At 37.3% G+C, this 20088-nt stretch carries 23 protein-coding genes and 1 other annotated feature; of the genes, 20 read left to right on the plus strand and 3 right to left on the minus strand.

Annotated features, from left to right (window positions below; translation table 11 throughout):
- The first annotated feature begins 81 nt into the window (after positions 1–81).
- The 5 genes from AZE41_RS10865 to AZE41_RS10885 all read left to right on the plus strand — a co-directional run bounded on the left by AZE41_RS10865 (position 82) and on the right by AZE41_RS10885 (position 3657).
- Complete coding sequence (locus tag AZE41_RS10865; RefSeq protein WP_067209163.1) at positions 82–849, plus strand: class I SAM-dependent DNA methyltransferase; 768 nt, start codon at positions 82–84, stop codon at positions 847–849.
- Between the two features lie 266 nt (positions 850–1115).
- Positions 1116–1487 (plus strand): hypothetical protein, encoded by a 372-nt coding sequence (locus AZE41_RS10870; protein WP_067209166.1) that lies wholly within the window; start codon positions 1116–1118, stop codon positions 1485–1487.
- Positions 1488–1538: 51 nt separating this feature from the next.
- Entirely contained in the window at positions 1539–2360 is an 822-nt protein-coding gene (locus AZE41_RS10875) for an aminoglycoside adenylyltransferase domain-containing protein (protein ID WP_067209169.1), read from the plus strand.
- A 52-nt stretch (positions 2361–2412) separates the two neighbouring features.
- Positions 2413–3186, plus strand: coding sequence for a Cof-type HAD-IIB family hydrolase (locus AZE41_RS10880; protein WP_067209172.1), 774 nt, complete (start codon positions 2413–2415; stop codon positions 3184–3186).
- Between the two features lie 9 nt (positions 3187–3195).
- The gene (locus AZE41_RS10885; protein ID WP_231885834.1) at positions 3196–3657 is read left to right on the plus strand and encodes a DinB family protein; all 462 of its coding nucleotides are present in this window, start codon (positions 3196–3198) and stop codon (positions 3655–3657) included.
- 110 nt (positions 3658–3767) lie between these two features.
- Here the strand turns inward: AZE41_RS10885 and ccsB are convergent, their stop codons facing one another.
- Complete coding sequence (gene ccsB / locus AZE41_RS10890) at positions 3768–4967, minus strand: c-type cytochrome biogenesis protein CcsB (protein WP_067209177.1); 1200 nt, start codon at positions 4965–4967, stop codon at positions 3768–3770.
- A gap of 531 nt (positions 4968–5498) precedes the next feature.
- Here ccsB and AZE41_RS22175 point away from each other — a divergent pair.
- The 15 genes from AZE41_RS22175 to AZE41_RS10960 all read left to right on the plus strand — a co-directional run bounded on the left by AZE41_RS22175 (position 5499) and on the right by AZE41_RS10960 (position 17638).
- Complete coding sequence (locus AZE41_RS22175; RefSeq protein WP_082786565.1) at positions 5499–5675, plus strand: cation transporter; 177 nt, start codon at positions 5499–5501, stop codon at positions 5673–5675.
- A gap of 206 nt (positions 5676–5881) precedes the next feature.
- Complete coding sequence (locus AZE41_RS10895) at positions 5882–6790, plus strand: cation diffusion facilitator family transporter (protein ID WP_067209179.1); 909 nt, start codon at positions 5882–5884, stop codon at positions 6788–6790.
- 34 nt (positions 6791–6824) lie between these two features.
- Entirely contained in the window at positions 6825–7121 is a 297-nt protein-coding gene (locus AZE41_RS23535) for a hypothetical protein (RefSeq protein ID WP_067209181.1), read from the plus strand.
- A gap of 44 nt (positions 7122–7165) precedes the next feature.
- Positions 7166–7453 carry a metal-sensitive transcriptional regulator gene (locus AZE41_RS10905; RefSeq protein WP_067209184.1) on the plus strand — a complete coding sequence of 96 codons (288 nt, stop codon included), beginning with the start codon at positions 7166–7168 and terminating at the stop codon, positions 7451–7453.
- Between the two features lie 75 nt (positions 7454–7528).
- On the plus strand, positions 7529–7729 hold the full coding sequence (gene copZ, locus AZE41_RS10910; RefSeq protein ID WP_082786566.1) for a copper chaperone CopZ: 201 nt from the start codon (positions 7529–7531) through the stop codon (positions 7727–7729).
- 120 nt (positions 7730–7849) lie between these two features.
- Entirely contained in the window at positions 7850–10261 is a 2412-nt protein-coding gene (locus AZE41_RS10915) for a heavy metal translocating P-type ATPase (protein WP_067209187.1), read from the plus strand.
- Between the two features lie 263 nt (positions 10262–10524).
- Positions 10525–11556, plus strand: a complete 1032-nt coding sequence (locus AZE41_RS10920) for a S66 family peptidase (RefSeq protein ID WP_067209189.1) — start codon at positions 10525–10527, stop codon at positions 11554–11556.
- 316 nt (positions 11557–11872) lie between these two features.
- Positions 11873–12529 (plus strand): HAD family hydrolase, encoded by a 657-nt coding sequence (locus AZE41_RS10925; protein WP_067213942.1) that lies wholly within the window; start codon positions 11873–11875, stop codon positions 12527–12529.
- Entirely contained in the window at positions 12519–13136 is a 618-nt protein-coding gene (locus AZE41_RS10930; RefSeq protein WP_067209191.1) for an NUDIX hydrolase, read from the plus strand. Before AZE41_RS10925 ends, AZE41_RS10930 begins: the two co-directional genes overlap by 11 nt.
- Positions 13137–13491: 355 nt before the next feature.
- Entirely contained in the window at positions 13492–14001 is a 510-nt protein-coding gene (locus tag AZE41_RS10935; RefSeq protein WP_067209194.1) for a GrpB family protein, read from the plus strand.
- A 50-nt stretch (positions 14002–14051) separates the two neighbouring features.
- Positions 14052–14495, plus strand: coding sequence for a hypothetical protein (locus AZE41_RS10940; protein WP_067209197.1), 444 nt, complete (start codon positions 14052–14054; stop codon positions 14493–14495).
- Between the two features lie 181 nt (positions 14496–14676).
- Positions 14677–15222 carry a GNAT family N-acetyltransferase gene (locus AZE41_RS10945; protein WP_067209199.1) on the plus strand — a complete coding sequence of 182 codons (546 nt, stop codon included), beginning with the start codon at positions 14677–14679 and terminating at the stop codon, positions 15220–15222.
- Between the two features lie 180 nt (positions 15223–15402).
- Complete coding sequence (locus AZE41_RS10950) at positions 15403–15936, plus strand: sigma-70 family RNA polymerase sigma factor (protein WP_067209202.1); 534 nt, start codon at positions 15403–15405, stop codon at positions 15934–15936.
- A gap of 3 nt (positions 15937–15939) precedes the next feature.
- The gene (locus tag AZE41_RS10955; RefSeq protein ID WP_067209204.1) at positions 15940–16347 is read left to right on the plus strand and encodes a PadR family transcriptional regulator; all 408 of its coding nucleotides are present in this window, start codon (positions 15940–15942) and stop codon (positions 16345–16347) included.
- A 7-nt stretch (positions 16348–16354) separates the two neighbouring features.
- Positions 16355–17638 (plus strand): FtsW/RodA/SpoVE family cell cycle protein, encoded by a 1284-nt coding sequence (locus AZE41_RS10960; protein ID WP_067209206.1) that lies wholly within the window; start codon positions 16355–16357, stop codon positions 17636–17638.
- A 137-nt stretch (positions 17639–17775) separates the two neighbouring features.
- Here AZE41_RS10960 and proC read toward each other — a convergent pair whose 3' ends face one another.
- Positions 17776–18585 (minus strand): pyrroline-5-carboxylate reductase, encoded by an 810-nt coding sequence (proC, locus tag AZE41_RS10965; RefSeq protein ID WP_067209208.1) that lies wholly within the window; start codon positions 18583–18585, stop codon positions 17776–17778.
- A 90-nt stretch (positions 18586–18675) separates the two neighbouring features.
- Positions 18676–18889 (minus strand) — a binding site (T-box leader).
- A 71-nt stretch (positions 18890–18960) separates the two neighbouring features.
- The gene (locus AZE41_RS10970; protein WP_067209211.1) at positions 18961–20082 is read right to left on the minus strand and encodes a Lar family restriction alleviation protein; all 1122 of its coding nucleotides are present in this window, start codon (positions 20080–20082) and stop codon (positions 18961–18963) included.
- Positions 20083–20088: the final 6 nt, after the last annotated feature.

Genomic DNA, 20088 nt, shown 5'->3' on the forward strand with positions numbered 1-20088 from the left:
CTCGTTTGTGGAAAAGTAATTTTGAAGGTTGCTTTCCTATTGCTACACCATTGGAATATGCAATTGTGGAGGGAAGAATGTATGAGTAGGAATGTATTTGAAGAAAACTTTGAGAAATATGCTGATCCTGAAATGTATGACCACTTATATGAAGGTTATCAGAAGGATTTGAACTTGATTTTAGAATGGGCCAAGCTAGATCATCCGATTATTGAATTAGCGTGTGGTACAGGCCGACTTACCATTCCTATGGCAAAACGTGGATTTCAAATGGTTGGTGTTGACCTGCATGAGGGTATGTTGGAACGTGCAAAGCAAAAGGCGAAAGAACAAAAGGTATCGATTGAGTTTTTACTGCAAGACTGCACGAAGTTGAATTTACCCGTCAAAAGTTCGTTAGTTTTTATGACTGGGAATTCCTTTCAACATTTCCTAACGAATGAAGTACAAGATGACTTAGTACAATCTGTCCGACAACATCTGGTAGAGGATGGAATTTTTATTTTTGACACGCGAAATCCTTTACTACATGAGTTGGCAGCTGTTGATGAATATGAGCAACAGTATAGCGATAATAATGGTAATCAAATTATCGAATTTCACCGTGAAGAATACAATTCGATGACACAGATCTTACATTGCCATACTGATCGACAAATTTATCAAGGAGAAACCTTAATTGCTAAAGAGCAAGATGGCATTTCATTACGCTATTCATTTCCACTCGAAATGGAAAGAGTGCTTAAAGAGAATGGGTTTGAAATCTTGCAGGTATATGGTGATTGGGATAAAAATGAGCTCAATGTGAAAAGTACTTCTATGGTTTATGTGTGTAAAGTTAGAAAATGAAAGGAGCCCAATTCTAAGATACATCGAAATCCGGCTCCTCTCTAGTATTAAATCGGCGCAGCTTTTATTGTATTTTGCTAATAATTTGAACCTTTTGTCATACTGCTCGTCTAACTAATGGAAGTAATTTGCAACCCATTGACAAAGGGGGGATATGTACTATGAAGCAAAGGAAATATGTTGTTATTTTAATGTTTTTGCTTGTATGTGTAAGTTTACTCGTTATGAATCCTTTTAAAGAAGATATATGAGATTCTAATTTTAAATTGCTTAAAAATGAAATTTTATCAAAAAATGCAACTAATAAAAAAGTGAATTTGACCACATTTATCCCATTTGAATGGGATAAAGTTTATTCATTCGTTCCATATTTTTCAAAAGAAACGATATATGAAATAATAGGATATAAGTGGGGGAATATCAGTGAAACAGTCAGTGAGGGCATGAATCAAATCGTTTTCATGAAAGACGGAAAAGTGGTTTGTTATCTATATGGTTATCCTGAGAGTAATAAGTTTGGGATATTCTTTGAAGGTACAGATTCTGTAGACAACGTTAAAATTTTATATTCAGAAGATAACGAAGTTTTCGATGTGACGAAAAATGGAGATATTGTTTATTTAAAACACAGTAAATAGGATTCATTGTACTAGTGGAGAATTATGCATTTTTATTAAGGGGAGAACTTGATGCAGCAATTACCAGTTGTTGTACAGACCATTCTAAAGGACTACATCGCCTTGTTTCATGAGCGTTTACCAAACACACTCGAAGGATTTTATATCCAAGGATCAATTGCACTGAATGCCTATGTGAATGATTCAAGTGATATTGATTTTATTGCAATAATAAATCGCCGTTTGTCAGGAGAAGAAGTGGAAGTATTAGCCGAAATTCATAGTATTATTGCCAGTAACTATCAAAAACCAGAAATGGATGGAGTCTATGTTCTTTGGGAGGATATTGGTAAACTAGAAGCTGATGATAATATTTATCCTTTCTATAACGATGGTGAATTGAGTTATGGTGCTTATTTTAACTCTATCACTTGGTGGATACTGAAAACGAATGGAATTAGCATTTTAGGTCCAGAACCAACTGCGCTAAGATTTGAAGTTGATCCACAGCTCTTAGTTTCTTATGTACATGAAAATATGAATACGTATTGGGCACAACGGATCCAAAGAATTGAGAGTTCATTGGGACAGTTACTTCATCTATCAGCTGAAGAGATTGATTTTGAAATTGAATGGTCGATTCTCGGATTGTTACGCCAATATTATACCTTAAAAGAACATAACGTACTATCAAAACTTGGTGCTGGCGAGTATGGATTGCTGCATCTACCAGAGGAATGGCATCAGATAATTAAGGAAGCAATAAATGTTCGTAAAGGTGCTGGGATCGAGTTTTTCACTTCTGATGAGCAGAGAATTGAAATGGCTTTAAGATTTTCGAAGTATATCATTAGTTACTGCAACAGCAGCTTAATCCAAAAACGTATAGTATGATTTAATGTCAATTTTCTCGCTTTTCAACTTACTGCTACTGAAGGGGATTTTTATGGCTTACAAAATTGTGTTTTTCGATGTTGATGGAACAATAACGCACCATGAAGATGGGAGTATTTCAATTAATACTAAAGAAGCAGTCAAAGCATTAGTGAACAAAGGAATAAGGGTAGTAGCGGCAACAGGAAGACCATTATCTATGTGCGAAGAAATAAAAGCACTAGGAATAGATACGTTCATCACTGCGAATGGAGCGTATGTCAAACACAATCACCAGGTTATTCATAAAGTGCCGATGGATAAAAATGTGATTCAAGATGTCGTTGAATTTTCCTACACAGAGAATCAAGGTCTTTCATTCTTCACTGAAGATTTTAGCATGAATGGTGTAAAAGATACTGAAATAGTAAAAGCGTTGAAGGAAACTCTATCATTGAATAACTATCCTACAATAAATAAACTGATTTATAATCAAGAGGTTTACTTAATGTGTTTGTATGCAACTGACGAAATGGTTGAGAAATATATTCAAAATTTTCCGTATCTAACATTTAAGAGATGGCATCCTTATGTATTGAATGTACTACAAGAAGAAGTATCTAAATCATTAGCCATTATAAAAGTTTTAGAGTATTTCGACATTGATAAATCAGAGGCTATTGCGTTTGGTGATGGAGAGAATGACATAGACATGTTGGAATTAGTAGGACTTGGTATAGCTATGGGGAATGGGAATGAAAAAATAAAAACAATTGCAGATTTCGTAACTAAAAAGTCAAGTGAAGATGGAATTGAGTTCGCGTTGAAAAAGTTTGGAGTGATTTAATTGATAAATATGTTTCAGTATAATTGGCAAATCAGAGAAGACTGGTTTAAGTGGTGTGAAACCATTCCATACGAAGAACTCACTAAAAAACGTATGGGGGGTATGCAGAGCATAATACATAATCTATTTCATGTAATTGACTGCGAACAAATATGGGTTAATCAAATGCAAGGTACATCAGTCATCATTAAAGATATAAATAGAATATCAAGCCTTAATGATGTTAAGTCATTTTCTAATCTAACCAAAGCAGCAACAGAGAGCTTCATAAAATCACATACGTCTGAATCTGAAGATAGAACTTTGGTAGTAAAGAGTAGAAATGGTACTACTAATTCATTCTCGTTTGATAAAATAATTACACATATACTATCACATGAAATTCATCATATTGGACAATTATCTGTTTGGTCTAGAGAAATAGGATTGAAACCTGTATCGTCTGATTTACTATTTAGAGATTTAATTTAGTTAACAATTAAATTCAACAAACTGTTAAAAAAAACGATTCCACCATGTTGAAATGGGGAATCGTTTTTTCGTTTAGTGAGTAACATAACTCGATCTATCAATATTTTTTATTAAGCATATGAATGCAGCCCAGCAATTACAAGGTTCACGAAGACTTGATTGAAAATAATTATTCCAAAACCAATGACTGCCATCCAAGCAGTTCTTTCTCCTTCCCATCCTTTCCCTACCCTTAAATGTAGCATTGTGGCATAAAATAAGAAGGTGATTAAAGCCCAAATTTCTTTCGGGTCCCACCCCCAGAAACGGCTCCAAGCAAATTGGGCCCAAATCATAGCGAATATCAGTCCACCAAGTGTGAACAAAGGAAAACCAATGATGACTGCTCGGTAAGTAATTTCATCCATAGAGTTCGCATTTACTTTATGAGTAAGTGGTTTGAGTAGAGAAATGATTTTTCGCTTCGTGAAAAGACGAATCACTGTGTAGAGCACAGTCCCTACAAGGAATGACCATATTATTGTATTCAATTTTAATGCATCAATCGAGTTTGGAATCTCTATAATACCGTTTTTTTGATCGACAGCCTCATAAGAATTCGCATCCACTGATTGGACAACCACTGAGTTTTTAGGAACGGTAATGGCTGGTAATTTATAGTTATAAACGTCCACCTCAGATTTATGATTTTCGAATTGAAGATTTTTAGTATAACCGACTGCATTAAATGTGCTAGTCATTAGAATGAAGCCCAATACAACTACCATAAAATACATGACGAGCTCCAAACAGAATGTATTCTTGCTTTTTTCAGTTGGATTAACTATTTTTAAAAGGTAGATAATACCTGTAACAAAAGATATGGACAATACCGCACTAGAAAAGGCTACTGTTAGTACGTGTATTGTTAACCAATTACTTTGCAAAGCGGGAATAAGGGGCGTTATATCTTTCGAAAATGCATTTGCATAGCCCAGAATTAGCAGTGCTATCGGAAGAGCAAAGAGTCCAATTACACTTTGGCGATATAAATAATACATAATCAGGAAACTTCCAACGAGCATAATGCCAAAGAAAGTCATGAATTCATAAAGGTTGCTAACTGGTGCATGTCCGGCAACAGACCATCTAGTTATAAAATAAATAATCTGTAAAATGAAACCTACCCAAGTCAGTGTTATTCCAAGTATTGAAAATATCTTTCTTTTCGACCTAACTGCTAGTCCTAAAGGAATAATTGCTAGTAAGTAGATAAAAAAGGATATATAAAGTGCTGTACTGCTTAAACTGATTAATGAACTTGTAGACAAGATGGAACGCCTCCTCTTACATGTTTTTAAGATCTCTTTAAACTACAACCTGAGTAGAATGACTGATGTTTATGCATAAGTCTGATTTTCAATACCGATAGTAACCTCCAACTCACTGTTAATATTGTTTATCTGATTTACTCAGATAAACCAATTTAATCCAGTGTAGCATTCGCAAATTCGAAATGGAGGAAGAGTTCCGACAATTTCATGACTTGAAGTCATCGTATGAATTAGGTTTTACCATTCGAGATGTATTATTGTTAATTTCGGCCCGAAAACCGGCTGATTATGTAGGTTCCTTGATTGCTAGATAGTCGACTTATCATATTTTAAACAACCGTATGATTTCATCGCCCCAATACAGTTTTAGAGCTATTCTATATAACGGTTGAAAAACAAGATATTGTATTAGAAGACTAATAGTAAGCCTTTTCGAAATAATGAGGGATGGACTTTTTATTCTTTGATTTACATACTGCATGGGGGTATGGTAAATTGAAAACATTAATAAAACAGGAGGTGTTCAAAATGAGGGGTCTAATGCAAGTACAAGGGATGTCTTGCACTAGTTGTGTCAATTCAATTGAGGGTGGTGTTGGCAAACTTATCGGTGTGTCTTCTGTCAAAGTCGATGTATGTGGTGATGAGGTTGTGGTGGAGTTTGATAATGCTCAAAGAACTGAAGAAGGCTATAACGTCATCTAATTTCAACATAAGTAAATCAACAGTTTCAAACGTCATGTACGGGTAGAAAGTAGTTTAGGGGATTATGCCTTTAGGTATAATCATTCTTTTTAAATAAATTATACCCCCATTATGTATATGGGTAATCTACATAATTATAGCCAAACATAAATGAGTAGCTCGACAGTTATACTGGAGAACGACTAAAAGATAAGGAGTGATTTATCATGCATGATCACGACCACGGACATCATCACAGTCACGCTAGAGAAGGAAATAAAAAAGGACTTGCGATAGCATTTATAATTACTGCCGGGATTATGCTGTTAGAGTTTTTTGGAGGTTTGCTGACGAACAGTTTGGCTTTACTGGCCGATTCGGGGCATATGTTGAGCGACGCGGGGTCATTGGCGCTAAGTTTAGTGGCAATTTGGTTTGCTGCGCGGGCGGCTTCACCTAAAAAAACATACGGTTATTATCGATTTGAGATTTTAGCGGCATTATTTAACGGGGTAACGTTGTTTGTCATCGCAGGAATGATTGTTTATCATGCGTATGGACGTTTCTTTGAGCCACAGACTGTTGCAAGTGGTTCGATGATTATCATTGCGTTCATTGGGTTAGCGGCCAATCTACTTAGTGCTTGGTTTTTAATTAGCAAAGGCGATGTGAAGGATAATGTAAATTTACGCAGTGCCTATCTGCATGTCCTTGGCGATGCACTTGGTTCTGTCGGAGCGATTATTGCCGGGATTGTTATGTACTTCTTTGACTGGTATGTTGCAGACCCAATTATCAGTGTTGTCGTGGCGTTGTTAATCCTAAAAGGTGCATGGGGGATTATTAAACAGACGATTCATATTCTAATGGAAGGGACACCGATTACAATTGATCAGCAAGAGGTCAAGCAGACATTAGAAGCGATCGAAGGAGTTATCAATGTACATGATTTGCATGTATGGACAATTACATCCGGATTGGATTCACTTACTTGCCACCTGCTAATAGAGGATAATCAAGATGAACAGCGCATACTTCAACAAGCGATTCAACAAATCGAGAAGCAGTTTAAAATCATGCATACAACGATTCAAATTGAAAAGTCTGATTTGCAACATGCAACACCTATCGTGTAACTAAAGAGATGAAGGAGGATTTAGTTTAGAGAAAATGGTTAAACTAGCAGGGAATGGTGGAATCGCATTTGGATCAATATTAAATGCCAAGCAACTAGCAGTCATGGCAGATTATATGGGTGAAGGCGATGAACTGGAGTTGACGACGTCACAGCAACTGTACATTGAGGTAGTGGAAAGAAAAGTTGCAGGGATGACGGATCGATTTAAGGCAGCCGAAAAATATAGTGAACATAGCAAAAGAAGGGAACCTTTTTTCAAATTCGAGCATTATTTTGAGGAAAATAACCTAAAAAGCGAACTCGTTGACCCACACCAAGTAAAATGCTAATATAGGGGTACGGGGTATGCGAACCTGCTTAAGGAGGCAAAATCATGGAGGAATCAACCAAAACAACAGTCCAACCAAATAAACAACAGCTTCTTAACCGGTTAAAACGTGTAGAAGGACAAGTAAGAGGCGTTCATCAAATGGTCGAGAATGATCGCTATTGTGTCGATATTTTGCATCAGATTAGCGCGATTCAATCAGCCATGAACAAGGTTTCTTTAGCCTTGTTAGAAGATCATACACATCACTGTGTAGTCAATGCCATTAAAGGTCAGAATGGTGATGCGGCTATTAAAGAATTGATGGACGTTATGAAAACAATGACGAAGTAAAAATACTCCTCGCTTGACATACCTAACAGGGGTATAGTAAGTTTAGGGTAATAACAAAAACAGGAGGTTTTTAATTTGAAAGAAACGTTAAAAGTAGAAGGCATGTCATGTAATCATTGTGTTAATTCAATCGAAACGAGCGTTGGGGAACTTACGGGTGTTTCAACAGTCAAAGTAGATCTTGGCAATAATGAAGTATCAGTAGAATTTGACAATGCAACTACATTTGCGCAAATCAAGGAAACGATTGAAGAGCAAGGCTACGAACTCGTTTAACGAATAGACTGTCAGCTTACACCACGTGGGGGTATATAGTAGTAGAAACGATTATACTTTTTGGTATGATCCTTCTTTTCGAAATAAATATACCCCTACCGAGTATTGGAGGAGAGACAAATGGCTACGTCTGAAAAAACGTTACAAATTACTGGAATGACTTGTGCAGCATGTGCGAATCGCATTGAAAAAGGGCTCTCAAAAATAGAGGGTGTTGAGAAAGCAAACGTTAACTTTGCATTGGAAAGTTCAACAATCGTCTACGATCCAGCTAAAACAAATGTCAATGAGTTTAAGGCGAGAGTTGAAAAACTTGGATTTAACGTCGTTCAAGAAAAAGTAGCTTTTGACATTTCAGGTATGACTTGTGCGGCATGTGCGACGAAAATCGAAAAACGTATTGGCAAGATGGATGGTGTTTCCAACGCAAGTGTTAACTTTGCGCTAGAAACAATTGCAGTCGAATATGATAGTAAACAAGTTGAAACAACAGAGATGATTACGGCCGTTAAGAAAATGGGCTATGAATTAATTCCAAAACAAGATAGCAAAGACAAAATGGATCACAAGGAACAAGAAATCAAAAAGCAAGAGAAAAAGTTCATTATTTCACTGATTTTAACGATTCCATTACTATGGACAATGGTGGCGCATTTTGAGTTTTTATCATTTATTTATATGCCCCATATTCTAATGAATCCGTGGCTTCAGCTTGCATTTGCGACGCCTGTTCAATTTATCATTGGCGCTCAATTTTATAAAGGTGCTTTTAATTCACTACGGAATAAAAGTGCCAACATGGACGTATTGGTTGCTCTGGGTACGAGTGCGGCATACTTCTATAGCCTTTATTTATCGATTGAATGGATGAATAATGGCAAAGTTGGAAGTCCCGAGCTATATTTTGAAGCGTCCGCTGTCATCATTACATTAATCGTACTTGGTAAATTATTTGAAGTTCGTGCAAAAGGTAAAACGAGTCAGGCGATTCAAAAGTTGCTAGGTTTACAAGCTAAAACAGCGAGAGTCCTAAGAGGTAGCGTTGAAATGGAACTGCCGATTGAAGAAGTTATCGTGGGAGACACAATTCTTGTGAAGCCTGGTGAAAGGATTCCGGTGGATGGCGAAATTATTGAAGGACGTTCAGCCATCGATGAATCGATGATTACAGGTGAAAGTATCCCAGTTGATAAAGTTGCAGGTGATAAAGTCATTGGTGCGACAATCAATAAGAATGGATCATTGCAAATCACAGCAACAAAAGTTGGAAAAGATACAGCATTGGCACAAATTGTAAAAGTAGTGGAAGAAGCACAAGGTTCGAAAGCTGAAATCCAACGTTTAGCAGACAAAATTTCAGGTATCTTTGTACCGGTTGTTGTCGTTATTGCAGTTGCAACGTTCCTAATCTGGTTTTTCATTGTAACACCAGGCGATTTCCGTTCGGCATTGATACCAACAATCTCGATTCTAGTTATTGCTTGTCCATGTGCGTTAGGTTTGGCAACGCCGACATCGATTATGGCAGGGTCAGGTAGGGCAGCTGAAATGGGCTTACTCTTTAAAGGCGGAGAACATTTGGAAAATACCCGTTCAATTGACACTGTCGTGTTGGATAAAACAGGTACAGTGACAAAAGGTCAACCTGCGTTAACAGATATTACAGTGACAGCAGGCTTTACAGAAGATGAAGTGCTGCAATTAGTTGCAACAGCTGAAAATCAGTCCGAGCATCCTTTAGCACAAGCCATTGTTTTAGGCGTCAAAGAAAAAGGGTTATCACTACTTGACGTGTCTGATTTTGAAGCATTACCGGGCTATGGTATCCGGGCAAATGTTAGTGGTAAAGAAGTATTAGTCGGTACTAGAAAATTGATGAACGACTATAAAATCGCTATTTCAGACTCGAATGCTGCTATGGAAAAGTTTGAAAGTGAAGGGAAAACAGCGATGTTGATTGCTGTGAATCATAAACTTGCAGGTATTGTGGCAGTCGCGGATACAGTGAAGGAAACATCGAAAGAAGCCATTGCTAGAATGCAGGCATTGGGTCTTGAAGTAATCATGCTGACAGGCGATAACCAACGAACTGCGGAAGCAATAGCTCGTCAAGTTGGGCTATCTCATGTCATTGCAGAAGTGTTACCAGAACAAAAAAGTGATGAAATTAAAAAATTGCAAGACCAAGGTAAGAAAGTTGCGATGGTTGGGGACGGTATCAATGATGCGCCAGCACTTGCGATGGCGAATATCGGAATGGCTGTCGGAACAGGTACAGACATTGCGATAGAGGCAGCAGATATTACACTGATGCGTGGAGACCTTAATAGTGTAGCTGATGCGATTATTATGAGTCGCAAAACGATGCGCAATATTAAGCAAAACCTATTCTTTGCATTCTTCTACAACACAATCGGAATTCCTATTGCGGCAATTGGTTTATTAGCCCCTTGGGTTGCGGGGGCAGCGATGGCATTCAGTTCGGTGTCCGTTGTATTGAATGCATTGCGCTTGCAAAAAGTGAAATTGTAAAAGGAATGAAGCCATGCGGAAATTCTGCATGGCTTTTTTTAGTATAGAGGGGGATTTTAGTGTAAAAATAGGTAACTGAAATTGTACACTAGACCTATGTGTTCAGATTGCCAAGATGCAAAATCTTATCTAGCTAAGCAAAAAAAGGATGTAATAATATGGGTAATGAGTTACGATAGGCCTTAAGATTATTCAATGATTGAAGCTGATAATGAGCAATATTTTGCATAGACTGATAACAACAGGGGAAAGTGGGGATTAGTTTGCTAAAAAAACCAAAGAAACTGCAACCAGGAGATAAAATTGCAACAGTAAGTCCTTCTTGGGGAGGGGCAGGTGATTCAGAACTTAGATGGCGTTATGACCAAGGGGTTAAAAGAGTAGAAAGTATTTTTGGCCTTGAGGTCCTCCCGATGCCGAATAGTTTGAAAGGTTCAGAGTACCTTTATGAACATCCACAGGCTCGTGCAGAAGATCTAATGACGGCATTTAAGGATAAGAGCATTAAAGGAATCTTTGCGAATATTGGTGGGGAAGAAAGTATTCGTTTACTTCCATATATTGATTTCAACATAATACGAAAAAACCCGAAAATATTCATGGGTTATTCTGATGTGACGATTACTCATCTGTTTTGCCATAAAGCAGGTATATCTTCTTTTTATGGTCCGGCGATTTTAACTGATTTCGCTGAAAACGTTGAGATGGATTCCTATACAATTGATATGTTGAAGCGGATACTTTTTTCTGATGATGTTATCGGTAAAATTAAACCAGCTCTAAAATGGACGAGTGAGCGTTTGGAATGGCATGAAAGGAATAAGAATAGACGCCGGAAAATGCTACCAAATCATGGATATGAAGTGCTTCAAGGGTCGGGAGTTGTACAAGGAAGATTGATTGGTGGGTGTATCGAAGTACTAGAATTCGCGAAGGGTACAGAGATTTGGCCCGAACAGAAGCATTGGAAGGACAGCATTCTGTTCTTCGAAACATCGGAGGAAAAGCCCGAACCTAGTTTTATAAAATACTGGTTGCGTAATTATGCTGCACAAGGTATTCTTCAAATGGCAAATGGCATCGTTTTTGGGAAACCACAGGACGAAAAATATTATGAATCCTATAAAGAAGTTATTCTTCAGGTCATGAAAGAGTATGGCTTAGAGTATTTACCGATTCTCTATAATTTGAATTTCGGCCACACAGAACCAAAAATTGTTTTGCCCTACGGTGTGATGGCAAAGATCAATTGCGATAAGGGGACTTTTTCGATTTTGGAGAGCGGGGTAGAATGAGGTAAGTGGTACTATCATTGTTGGATAAAAGAGTTGCTGATCAATTTAATTTGATCGGTAACTCTTTTTTCATTAAAAGAGTTCGTTTCACTGTATTAATTCCAACAATTCATTCAATTAGGGTACAATAGTAAATAAGAGTTTGACTTTACGAGGATGGATTAGTGTGGGGACAGAGTATCTAATCTGGATTGGTAGTCTAGCCTTATATTTCGTGAAGATAAAAGAGGAATCCACGATATTATAGGTGGTACGTATGTTGCCACCGTTAAACAGGGCGAATAGTGGTGTGAAAATCGAATTGAAGGACGTGTTGATTATCAAAGCGATTATATTTGATTTTGATGGGACTTTAGCGAATACCTTACCCATTTGTTATTATGCTTTTCAGTGTGTCTTCAATGAGTTTGATAGTAGAGATATTTCCATAGAAGAAATAAAGGCAATGTTTGGCCCGTCAGAAACTGGGATTATTCGAGAGAACCTATCCAATAGTAATAAAGACGAAGCTATTGAGTTGTACTATGCAAAGTACTCTGAACGCCATAACCAATTAGTTACACCACATAAGGAAATTGTTGATCTAGTAAAGCACTTAAAAGAAGTAGGACTCAAAATTGGGATCTTTACTGGAAAGGCAAAAAGAAGTTTAGATATATCTTTGAAAGCTTTACAGATGGAGGGGCTGTTTGAAGTCATCATAACAGGGGATGATGTGAACAAACCAAAACCTGATCCAGAAGGGTTATTAAAAGCTTTATCTCTTTTAGGTGTCGAAAGCAGTGAGGCACTATTTATCGGAGATAGTGATGCAGACATAGATGCTGGCGTTCAAGCGAATGTACATACTGTAGGCGTCCAATGGTTACCTGATTATCATTCAATGGAATTTACGATTGAACCTGATGCTATCTTTAAAAGTGTAACAGAATTCATTGATTCTATGAAAATTGGTGTCACTAATGAGTACTAAATGGTTGGAATGGGCGAAGAGAATACAAGCAATATCTCAATCAGGATTAACCTTTTCAAAAGACATGTATGATATCGAGCGTTATGAAGAATTACGCATGATTAGTGCAGAAATCATGGAAGAACACACAGGGGTAGAAATGCAAAAAATCAAGGATTTATTTATGAATGAAACAGGTTATCAAACCCCTAAAGTCGATGTTCGTGGAGTAGTTTTTAAAGATAATACGATATTAATGGTAAAAGAAAATATGGATAATAGATGGTCTTTACCTGGTGGTTTTTGCGATATAGGGTTGTCGCCGTCTGAAAATATTATAAAGGAAATAAAAGAAGAATCTGGCTATGTTGTAGTTCCTACGAAACTGCTTGCTTTGTTCGATAAAAATAAACATCCGCATCCTCCTCAACCGTATCATTATTATAAAGTTTTTATTCAGTGTGAAATTGTTGGAGGCATTCCAGCTACCGGAATCGAAACGAGTGGTATACAGTTTTTCTCTGAAAACAATATACCAGATCTTTCTGAAGATAGAGTGATAGAGTCACAAATAAAAACACTTTTTGAATTTTCAAGGGCCCCTGATAAAGAGACGTTGTTTGATTAAATAGGGGGATGGGTAGGCTTGAAAATCAATAAAAAAAGAGTTAGTAAACTTTTAGAGATATCTTTTTTCACTGTCAGTGGAGTCTATTTACTAGTAGCAGGGATAGGATTAATTATCATGATATTATTTACTATTTCTTATTTTTCACAATGAAGATGTAATTTATGCGGCTATTATTCTAATATTTTTTAGGAGAAAGAAAGAACCCTCTTTCGTTAACGGGGACTATAATTTAATAAATGAACAGATGAGCCTCTGTTATTATAATTCTTATACTGTTCATCAGAATAAACATCATCGTTTAATAAAGCCATAAGAAAAAATGATTTATTGAACGACGGAAAGTGAGATTTAAATGAGAATAGTTGAAGTTAAACCTTATGATGAACAATGGGTTTCAAACTTTGAAGAAGAGTCCCATAAATTGCATGAGATTTTCGGTTCTGAAATTATCGATGTGCACCATATCGGCAGCACGTCTGTAATTGGACTGCTGGCAAAGCCCATTATAGATATAATGCCGGTAGTGAGGGACATTAATCGAATTGATGAATTTTACAAGGCAATGGTTGCCATTGGCTATGATCCAAAGGGGGAAAATGGTATACCCGAACGTCGATACTTCCAAAACGGAGGAGACAATCGAACTCATCATGTTCATATTTATGAATGGGGGAATTCTGAAATTGAACGTCATCTTGCATTTCGGGATTACTTACGGGCACACCCAGATGTTGCTCAAAATTATGGCGATTTAAAAGAGAAGCTGTCTCAACGTTTTCCTTATGATATTGAATCATACATTAAAGGAAAAGAACAACTAGCATTGGAGATTGATAGAAAAGCGCTAGCTTGGTATAGTTGATTATTTCACTTTGTTAATAATGGTGCAGCATAAAGGTAGGCATGAAAATAATGAATTCCTCAGTAAAATATAAAATCAGAACGCTTTTAGGCTTCACTCTATTCATTATCATAGTGGGCTCTCTGTCATATCTTGCTGTCTACAAGCTTTCATTTTTACCAAATGGTTATGATATTGTTTCACAGCAAAAAGACAGTGTAATCGTAAAAAAATTTAATATAATTGGGCTAGAAAAGGATATCATTACCTTATCATTTTCTGAAAATAATTTGTGGAAAATTGAAGAATTGAACTATGGAATAAAGCGGCAGAAAGATTTTTGTTGGTTTCTATTTACTGCAAGTAGCATTTCGATTCTTATTCTTATTTTAAAATTGCGTAAGGGAGAGAAGTTTTGGAATGCAGTCTGGGGAAGTCGTATTTTTTTCGCTACACTGTTTCCGTTACTTATCCTCATGAACTCTTTGAATAGAATACAGGATTTTATTTCCTAAAGTCTCAGCTACTTACTATTTGAAAAAGCCAAATAAATTTATTTGGCTTTTTGTGAAGAACAACGATTTTCGAAGCTTTAATTACAATAAAATCGTTTATAACGATAATGATAATATGTAGACGAAAACAGAGCAGATTATTGATATGGATGAACAAATAAATGGTGAAGGGGAATACGCGATGAAAATTAACAAGCAAGAAATTAATGTTAACGGGGCGACCTATATAATTAGGTCTGCAATACATAAAGATGCTCGGGCTTTGTCTGAAATTAGATTACAGATTGATGAAGAAACTCAAAACCTTGACAGAGAAAAAGGTGAGGATTTCATAGATATACAAGGTTTTGAACAATTAATCAAAGCAGACATAGAAAATAAAAGGAACCTTTTTTTAGTTGCTGTAGTACATGATAGGATTGTCGGTTTTTCAAGATGTGAAGGAAATCAATTGAAACGTTTTGCTCATAAAGTAGAATTTGGTGTCTGTGTTTTAAAAGATTATTGGGGCTATGGCATTGGCAAAAATCTTTTAAAAGAGTCCATCGCTTGGACTGACTCAAATGGAATTAAAAAAATAACCTTAAATGTTCTTGAAACAAATGAAAAAGCGATAAACCTTTATAAACAGTTTGGTTTTAAAACCGAAGGCATTCTAGAAAATGACAAAGTCCTTTCCGACGGCCTATACTACAATACCTTAGTTATGGGAAGATTTAACGTATGATGACTTGTGCACAGTTCGTGTTTTAAAGTGAAAAATAGAATGAAACAACTTTACTGTTCAGGTGCACTAGTGAAAAAACGGTATGGCAACTGCCTGCCGTTTTTTTATGGAATTATTCAAAGCTTTTTAAAAACCTTCTAATAGGGCATCTCGTCTATTAATTAGGGAGGAGGGCTGAATATGGAAGAATTGATCGTTGGAGCGTTTGAAATAGAAGACAAGGTAGTACTAATGGATGAAATTATGAATCGGCATGGACAGGATATATTAAGGCTTGTTTATTCTTATGTCAGTAATAAAGAGGTAGCAGAGGATTTAACGCAGGATATCTTTATAAAATGTTATAAATCTCTTCATACATACAGTGGCAAATCAACGTTAAGAACATGGTTGTGGCGAATTGCTATTAATCATTGTAAGGACTTCCTAAAAAGCTGGTATAACAGGAATGTCATTATTACCGAAGATGAACCAACACATAATAGGACTACAAAAGAAATGATTGAAGAGGTCGTGATCCAGCAGGAAGAGGATGACCAATTAATCTCTGCAATCATGACACTGCCCATTAAATACCGAGAAGTGATTTATCTTTATTATTACGAGGAATTGCTAATCAAAGAAATCGCCTTGGTCACTGAAGTGGGCGGAAATACTGTTAAAACTAGACTTAGACGTGCTAAGGAGCTTTTAAAAGAACGATTGGAGGAATAAGTAATGGATGATAGTTTAAAAGGGCTGAAAAAATCAATGGATGCTAGTACATTTAGCCAACTCAATTTTACCGAGCAACATCGCAAGGGAATTCGGGACAAAATCAGCAAAAGTGATGACAGTGAAGAAGACATCTTATTAGCCGTTATGCAACTGCTAGTTTATGAAAAAACGGGCTATGAATTGGTGAATTTCTTGCGCGGACGGGGAATTCGTAAATTTGAGGATAATGAAGGAAGCTTATATGCCTTGTTGCACAAGCTAGAACAGGATGGCAGTTTACAATCCGGCTGGAATGAGTCGACTATTAAATATTATCAATTAAACAATAAAGGTAGGAAGTTATTACGAAAAACAGAGAAACAGTCTACAACTAAACGGTTTAATCGGAAAGGATTAGTGGAGGGGTGACAAACGAGTGGGAAAAAGAAGACTATCATTTTTAAACGAAGTTAGGGATCAAATTAAATCCAGAGAGGCAAAGGATTTTGTAGAGATAGAATTAGATTATCACATAAAAGAAGCGAAGAGTCACTTGTTAACGAAAGGGATAGATGAGACAGAGGCAGAAGAAAAAGCTGTCGGGCAAATGGGAAGTCCGGTAATGCTTGGTCAACAGCTGAACAAGCTTCATCGGCCAAAGGTGGATTGGCTGACAGTCGTTTTATTGATAACCACTATGGGGATAGGGTTTTTGCCACTGTTTTCTCTTGGTTATATGAATAATGGACATTTTGCAATTTATAAGATCATCTTTGTCCTTCTCGGTGCTGGGGGAGCTTTAGGGTTAATGTTGATTAACTATAGGGAATTGGAAAAGTTAGGATGGTTGTTTTACACAATAGGAGTGCTTGTCCTCATAATGATAAAAGCTCTTTCTAAAGGCTTTGTATTTGGGACATCTGTAGTAGAGATTGGCCCAGTAACAATTGAAAGCGTAATGTCTATTCCGTTCTTTTTCCTTGCATGGGCATCCTTTATCAATAACAAAAGGTTGAAAATTTGGCATTTGGGCATGTTGTTTGTCCTTTCTTTTTATTTACTCTTTACGATACCTAGTACTTCAACTGCCTATATATACACTGTCATGGTGTTTGCGATGGTTTGGTGGAGCAAATATAGTAGGAAAACTATTCTCGTAATTACGATACTAACGTCTAGTTCATTCATTATTTTTGGCTTAATCCTTTGGCCGTTATTAGCATTTTATCAGAAACTAAGGTTACTGGAATTTATCAATCCAGAAAAATATCCAACTGCTACGACATTGTACATTAAAGAGCGAATGTCCCAAGCAGGATGGTTTGGTAATTCAATGAATAAAGAGACCATAGTAGATGCTCACACCAATTTTGTTTTTGTGAGTTTTACTTATCATTATGGTTGGCTTTTTGGCATTGCACTTGTTGTACTTCTTTCGCTGTTTGCAAGTAGGATAGTGGTTGTCTTGCGTAAAATCAAGGATCCATATGGGAAACTTCTACTGATTGGTGCGATTGCTCTTTATACAATCCAGTTTGTTAGCAATATTGGAATGTCACTCGGATACTTTCCGATGATCTCTATGTCATTGCCATTCATCAGTTATGGATTAATGCCAATTCTATTGAATGCCTTTTTAATTGGGGTCGTATTAAGTGTCTATCGAAGGAAAGATTTGACGTCGAGTCGTTTTAGTCATATTGAAAGTGGGGAAATTTAGTTATATGTAAACTAGTTCGATAAGATAAAAGGCAAGCTTCTAAAACTTGAACGATAGCTCGAATAGTAGACACGTTTTATAAAAGTGACCTATTATTCGAGTTTTGCGTTCCACTATTTAGTGCAAAATGAATAGCTTTAAGACTGCGCCCCTAACTCACGAGAACGCGCCTCCGCTTTTCCGATACATTGCGCAATCGTTTCTTTGAACATTCCGTTCTCCAACGCATTCAATCCAGCTTCCGTAGTTCCACCTGGGCTCGTCACGTTTTTCCGTAATTCCGCGGGCTCTGTACCTGTTTCTTTCAACATTGCCGCTGCGCCTTCAAGCGTTTGGATGATAAGCGCGCGCGCAATGTCTTTTGAAAGACCTTTACCGATCGCTGCTTCCTCAAGTGCTTCTGCTAAATAATAGACATATGCAGGGCCGCTACCGGAAAGAGCAGTGACGGCATGTAAGTCATCTTCTTCTACTTCTTTCACCATTCCGATTGACTCTAAGAGACCGAGGATATGTTTTTTCAACTCCTCGCTAATCGCATGATTCCACGCGATACCACTGGCAGATTTTCCGATTGTAGCGGAGGTATTTGGCATGGAGCGTGCGATAGGTCTTGCACCAAGACCATTTTCGATTGTCTGAATTGAAACGCCTGCAATAACCGACAAAACCGCTGTTTTATCATCCAAATAAGGAAGTGCATCCGCCATCGCCTGATGGATATCTTTTGGTTTCGTCGCAAGAACGACGAGATCTGCATTTTTCAGCGCCTCTTTTTCCTTGCAGACAATGGATACACCATATTTATTGTGTAATGAAAGTAGCCTTTCATCATCAGATCTATTCATAACAAAAACATTATGAGGTACCACTGCACCTTGTTCCACAATTCCTGCAATAACAGCTTCTGCCATAGAACCGGCACCTATAAATACAATCGTTTTCATTCAAATTACCCCTTTCATTCCATTAATAAAAACGTACGCACCTAGGCGCTGAAATCTGGACAATAAAAAAATGCGCTCTCGTCCCTACTAAATAAGGACGAAAACACATGCTTCCGCGGTACCACCTAAATTTACCGGCATAACACCGATACATCTCGTTCTTTCTTAACGCGAAAGGCACGCCTGTGTTTCCACAGCAGCTCAGAAGGAGGTTCGAAGCGGGAGAGGGGATGTGGCTTTCAGCCGGTGACCACATTTTCTGTTCTCCATTGCCGCAACTACTTGTCTTCGTCAACGCCTATATGTACTTGAATTAGACCGATTATTGCACGTCGTCTAAAAAAAGTCAACTATCTAATTTTTATCGAGTTATCGTTAGGTCATTTTCAAGATAAAGTAAATCGCAATCATAATCGCAATAACTATCCCTACGGCAATCGATACTTTCACGGCACTCACAGGGGATTTCCCGCTTACTTTGCCAGTTTGTCCATTGACGAGGAAGCGATAGACCTTATTGTTGAACTGGAATGATGAAATCCATAAAGGCAATAGAATGTGTTTGTAGGTAATGCTGTCATAGTCGGTGGAGACACTGACTATATTAACAACATCGCCATGAACTCTGCCGTGTATACCACTTGTAATTCCATCGTCTATGACAACTTTGGCATCATTCCATCCATCCTTCAATGGAATTGAATACTTTTCTGCCAAAAATCCAGATAAATAGTCCATTTTATAATCAACAAGTCCATTTAGATGAAAAGGTTCCACTTTATCAATCAATCCACTGGCCACATTACGTGAAGCTTTCACCAATACATCATCGAAGAACTTGCTATAATGACCATGTTCTGTACGCCACCTGATTTTTCTCACTTGTTCTGTTACTTGTTTGGGTTTGCCATCTTCAATTACAGTCCGTGTTTTTGTAACATAATAATACGTACCAATTTGTACGACGTAGGATGAATTCGTCTGAGAATCGAACGTCCAGTAAGGAATATAAGCACCAGCCAAATGGTCTAATTTATACGATTGGATCAGCTTGGAAGGAGCAAAATATTTCTTTTTCATCCACACCTTGAATTTTTCGACCGCTACGTCTTTTGTAATTTGAAAGGGGAGGACCAAAGCTGGTTTGATACCTGCGTGGTTTTCCGTTACCGCAATATGCGACGATCCACAAAACGAGCAAAAATCTGCTACCTTATCTTTATCTAAAAGGGTTTCGGCACCACAATTTCCACATTTGAAAACTCGCTTTTCATCATCCCAACTGTGGTCTTCTTTTTCTAGTGCCTGTAAGAAATCAAGTTCAATCGTGTTTTCTCGCGATGTCGTGATTTCTTTTTCACTCCCACAAAATGGGCATTTAAGTGTTCCACTTGAAGGGTCAAAAACTGTATTACCACCGCAGGAAGAGCATTTATTCACTTCCGTTTGTTCAACTATCATCGCTTCCACACGCTCATTGTTTTCTAAACTGGACACTCGAAC

The sequence above is a fragment of the Sporosarcina psychrophila genome (assembly GCF_001590685.1).
Taxonomy (GTDB): domain Bacteria; phylum Bacillota; class Bacilli; order Bacillales_A; family Planococcaceae; genus Sporosarcina; species Sporosarcina psychrophila.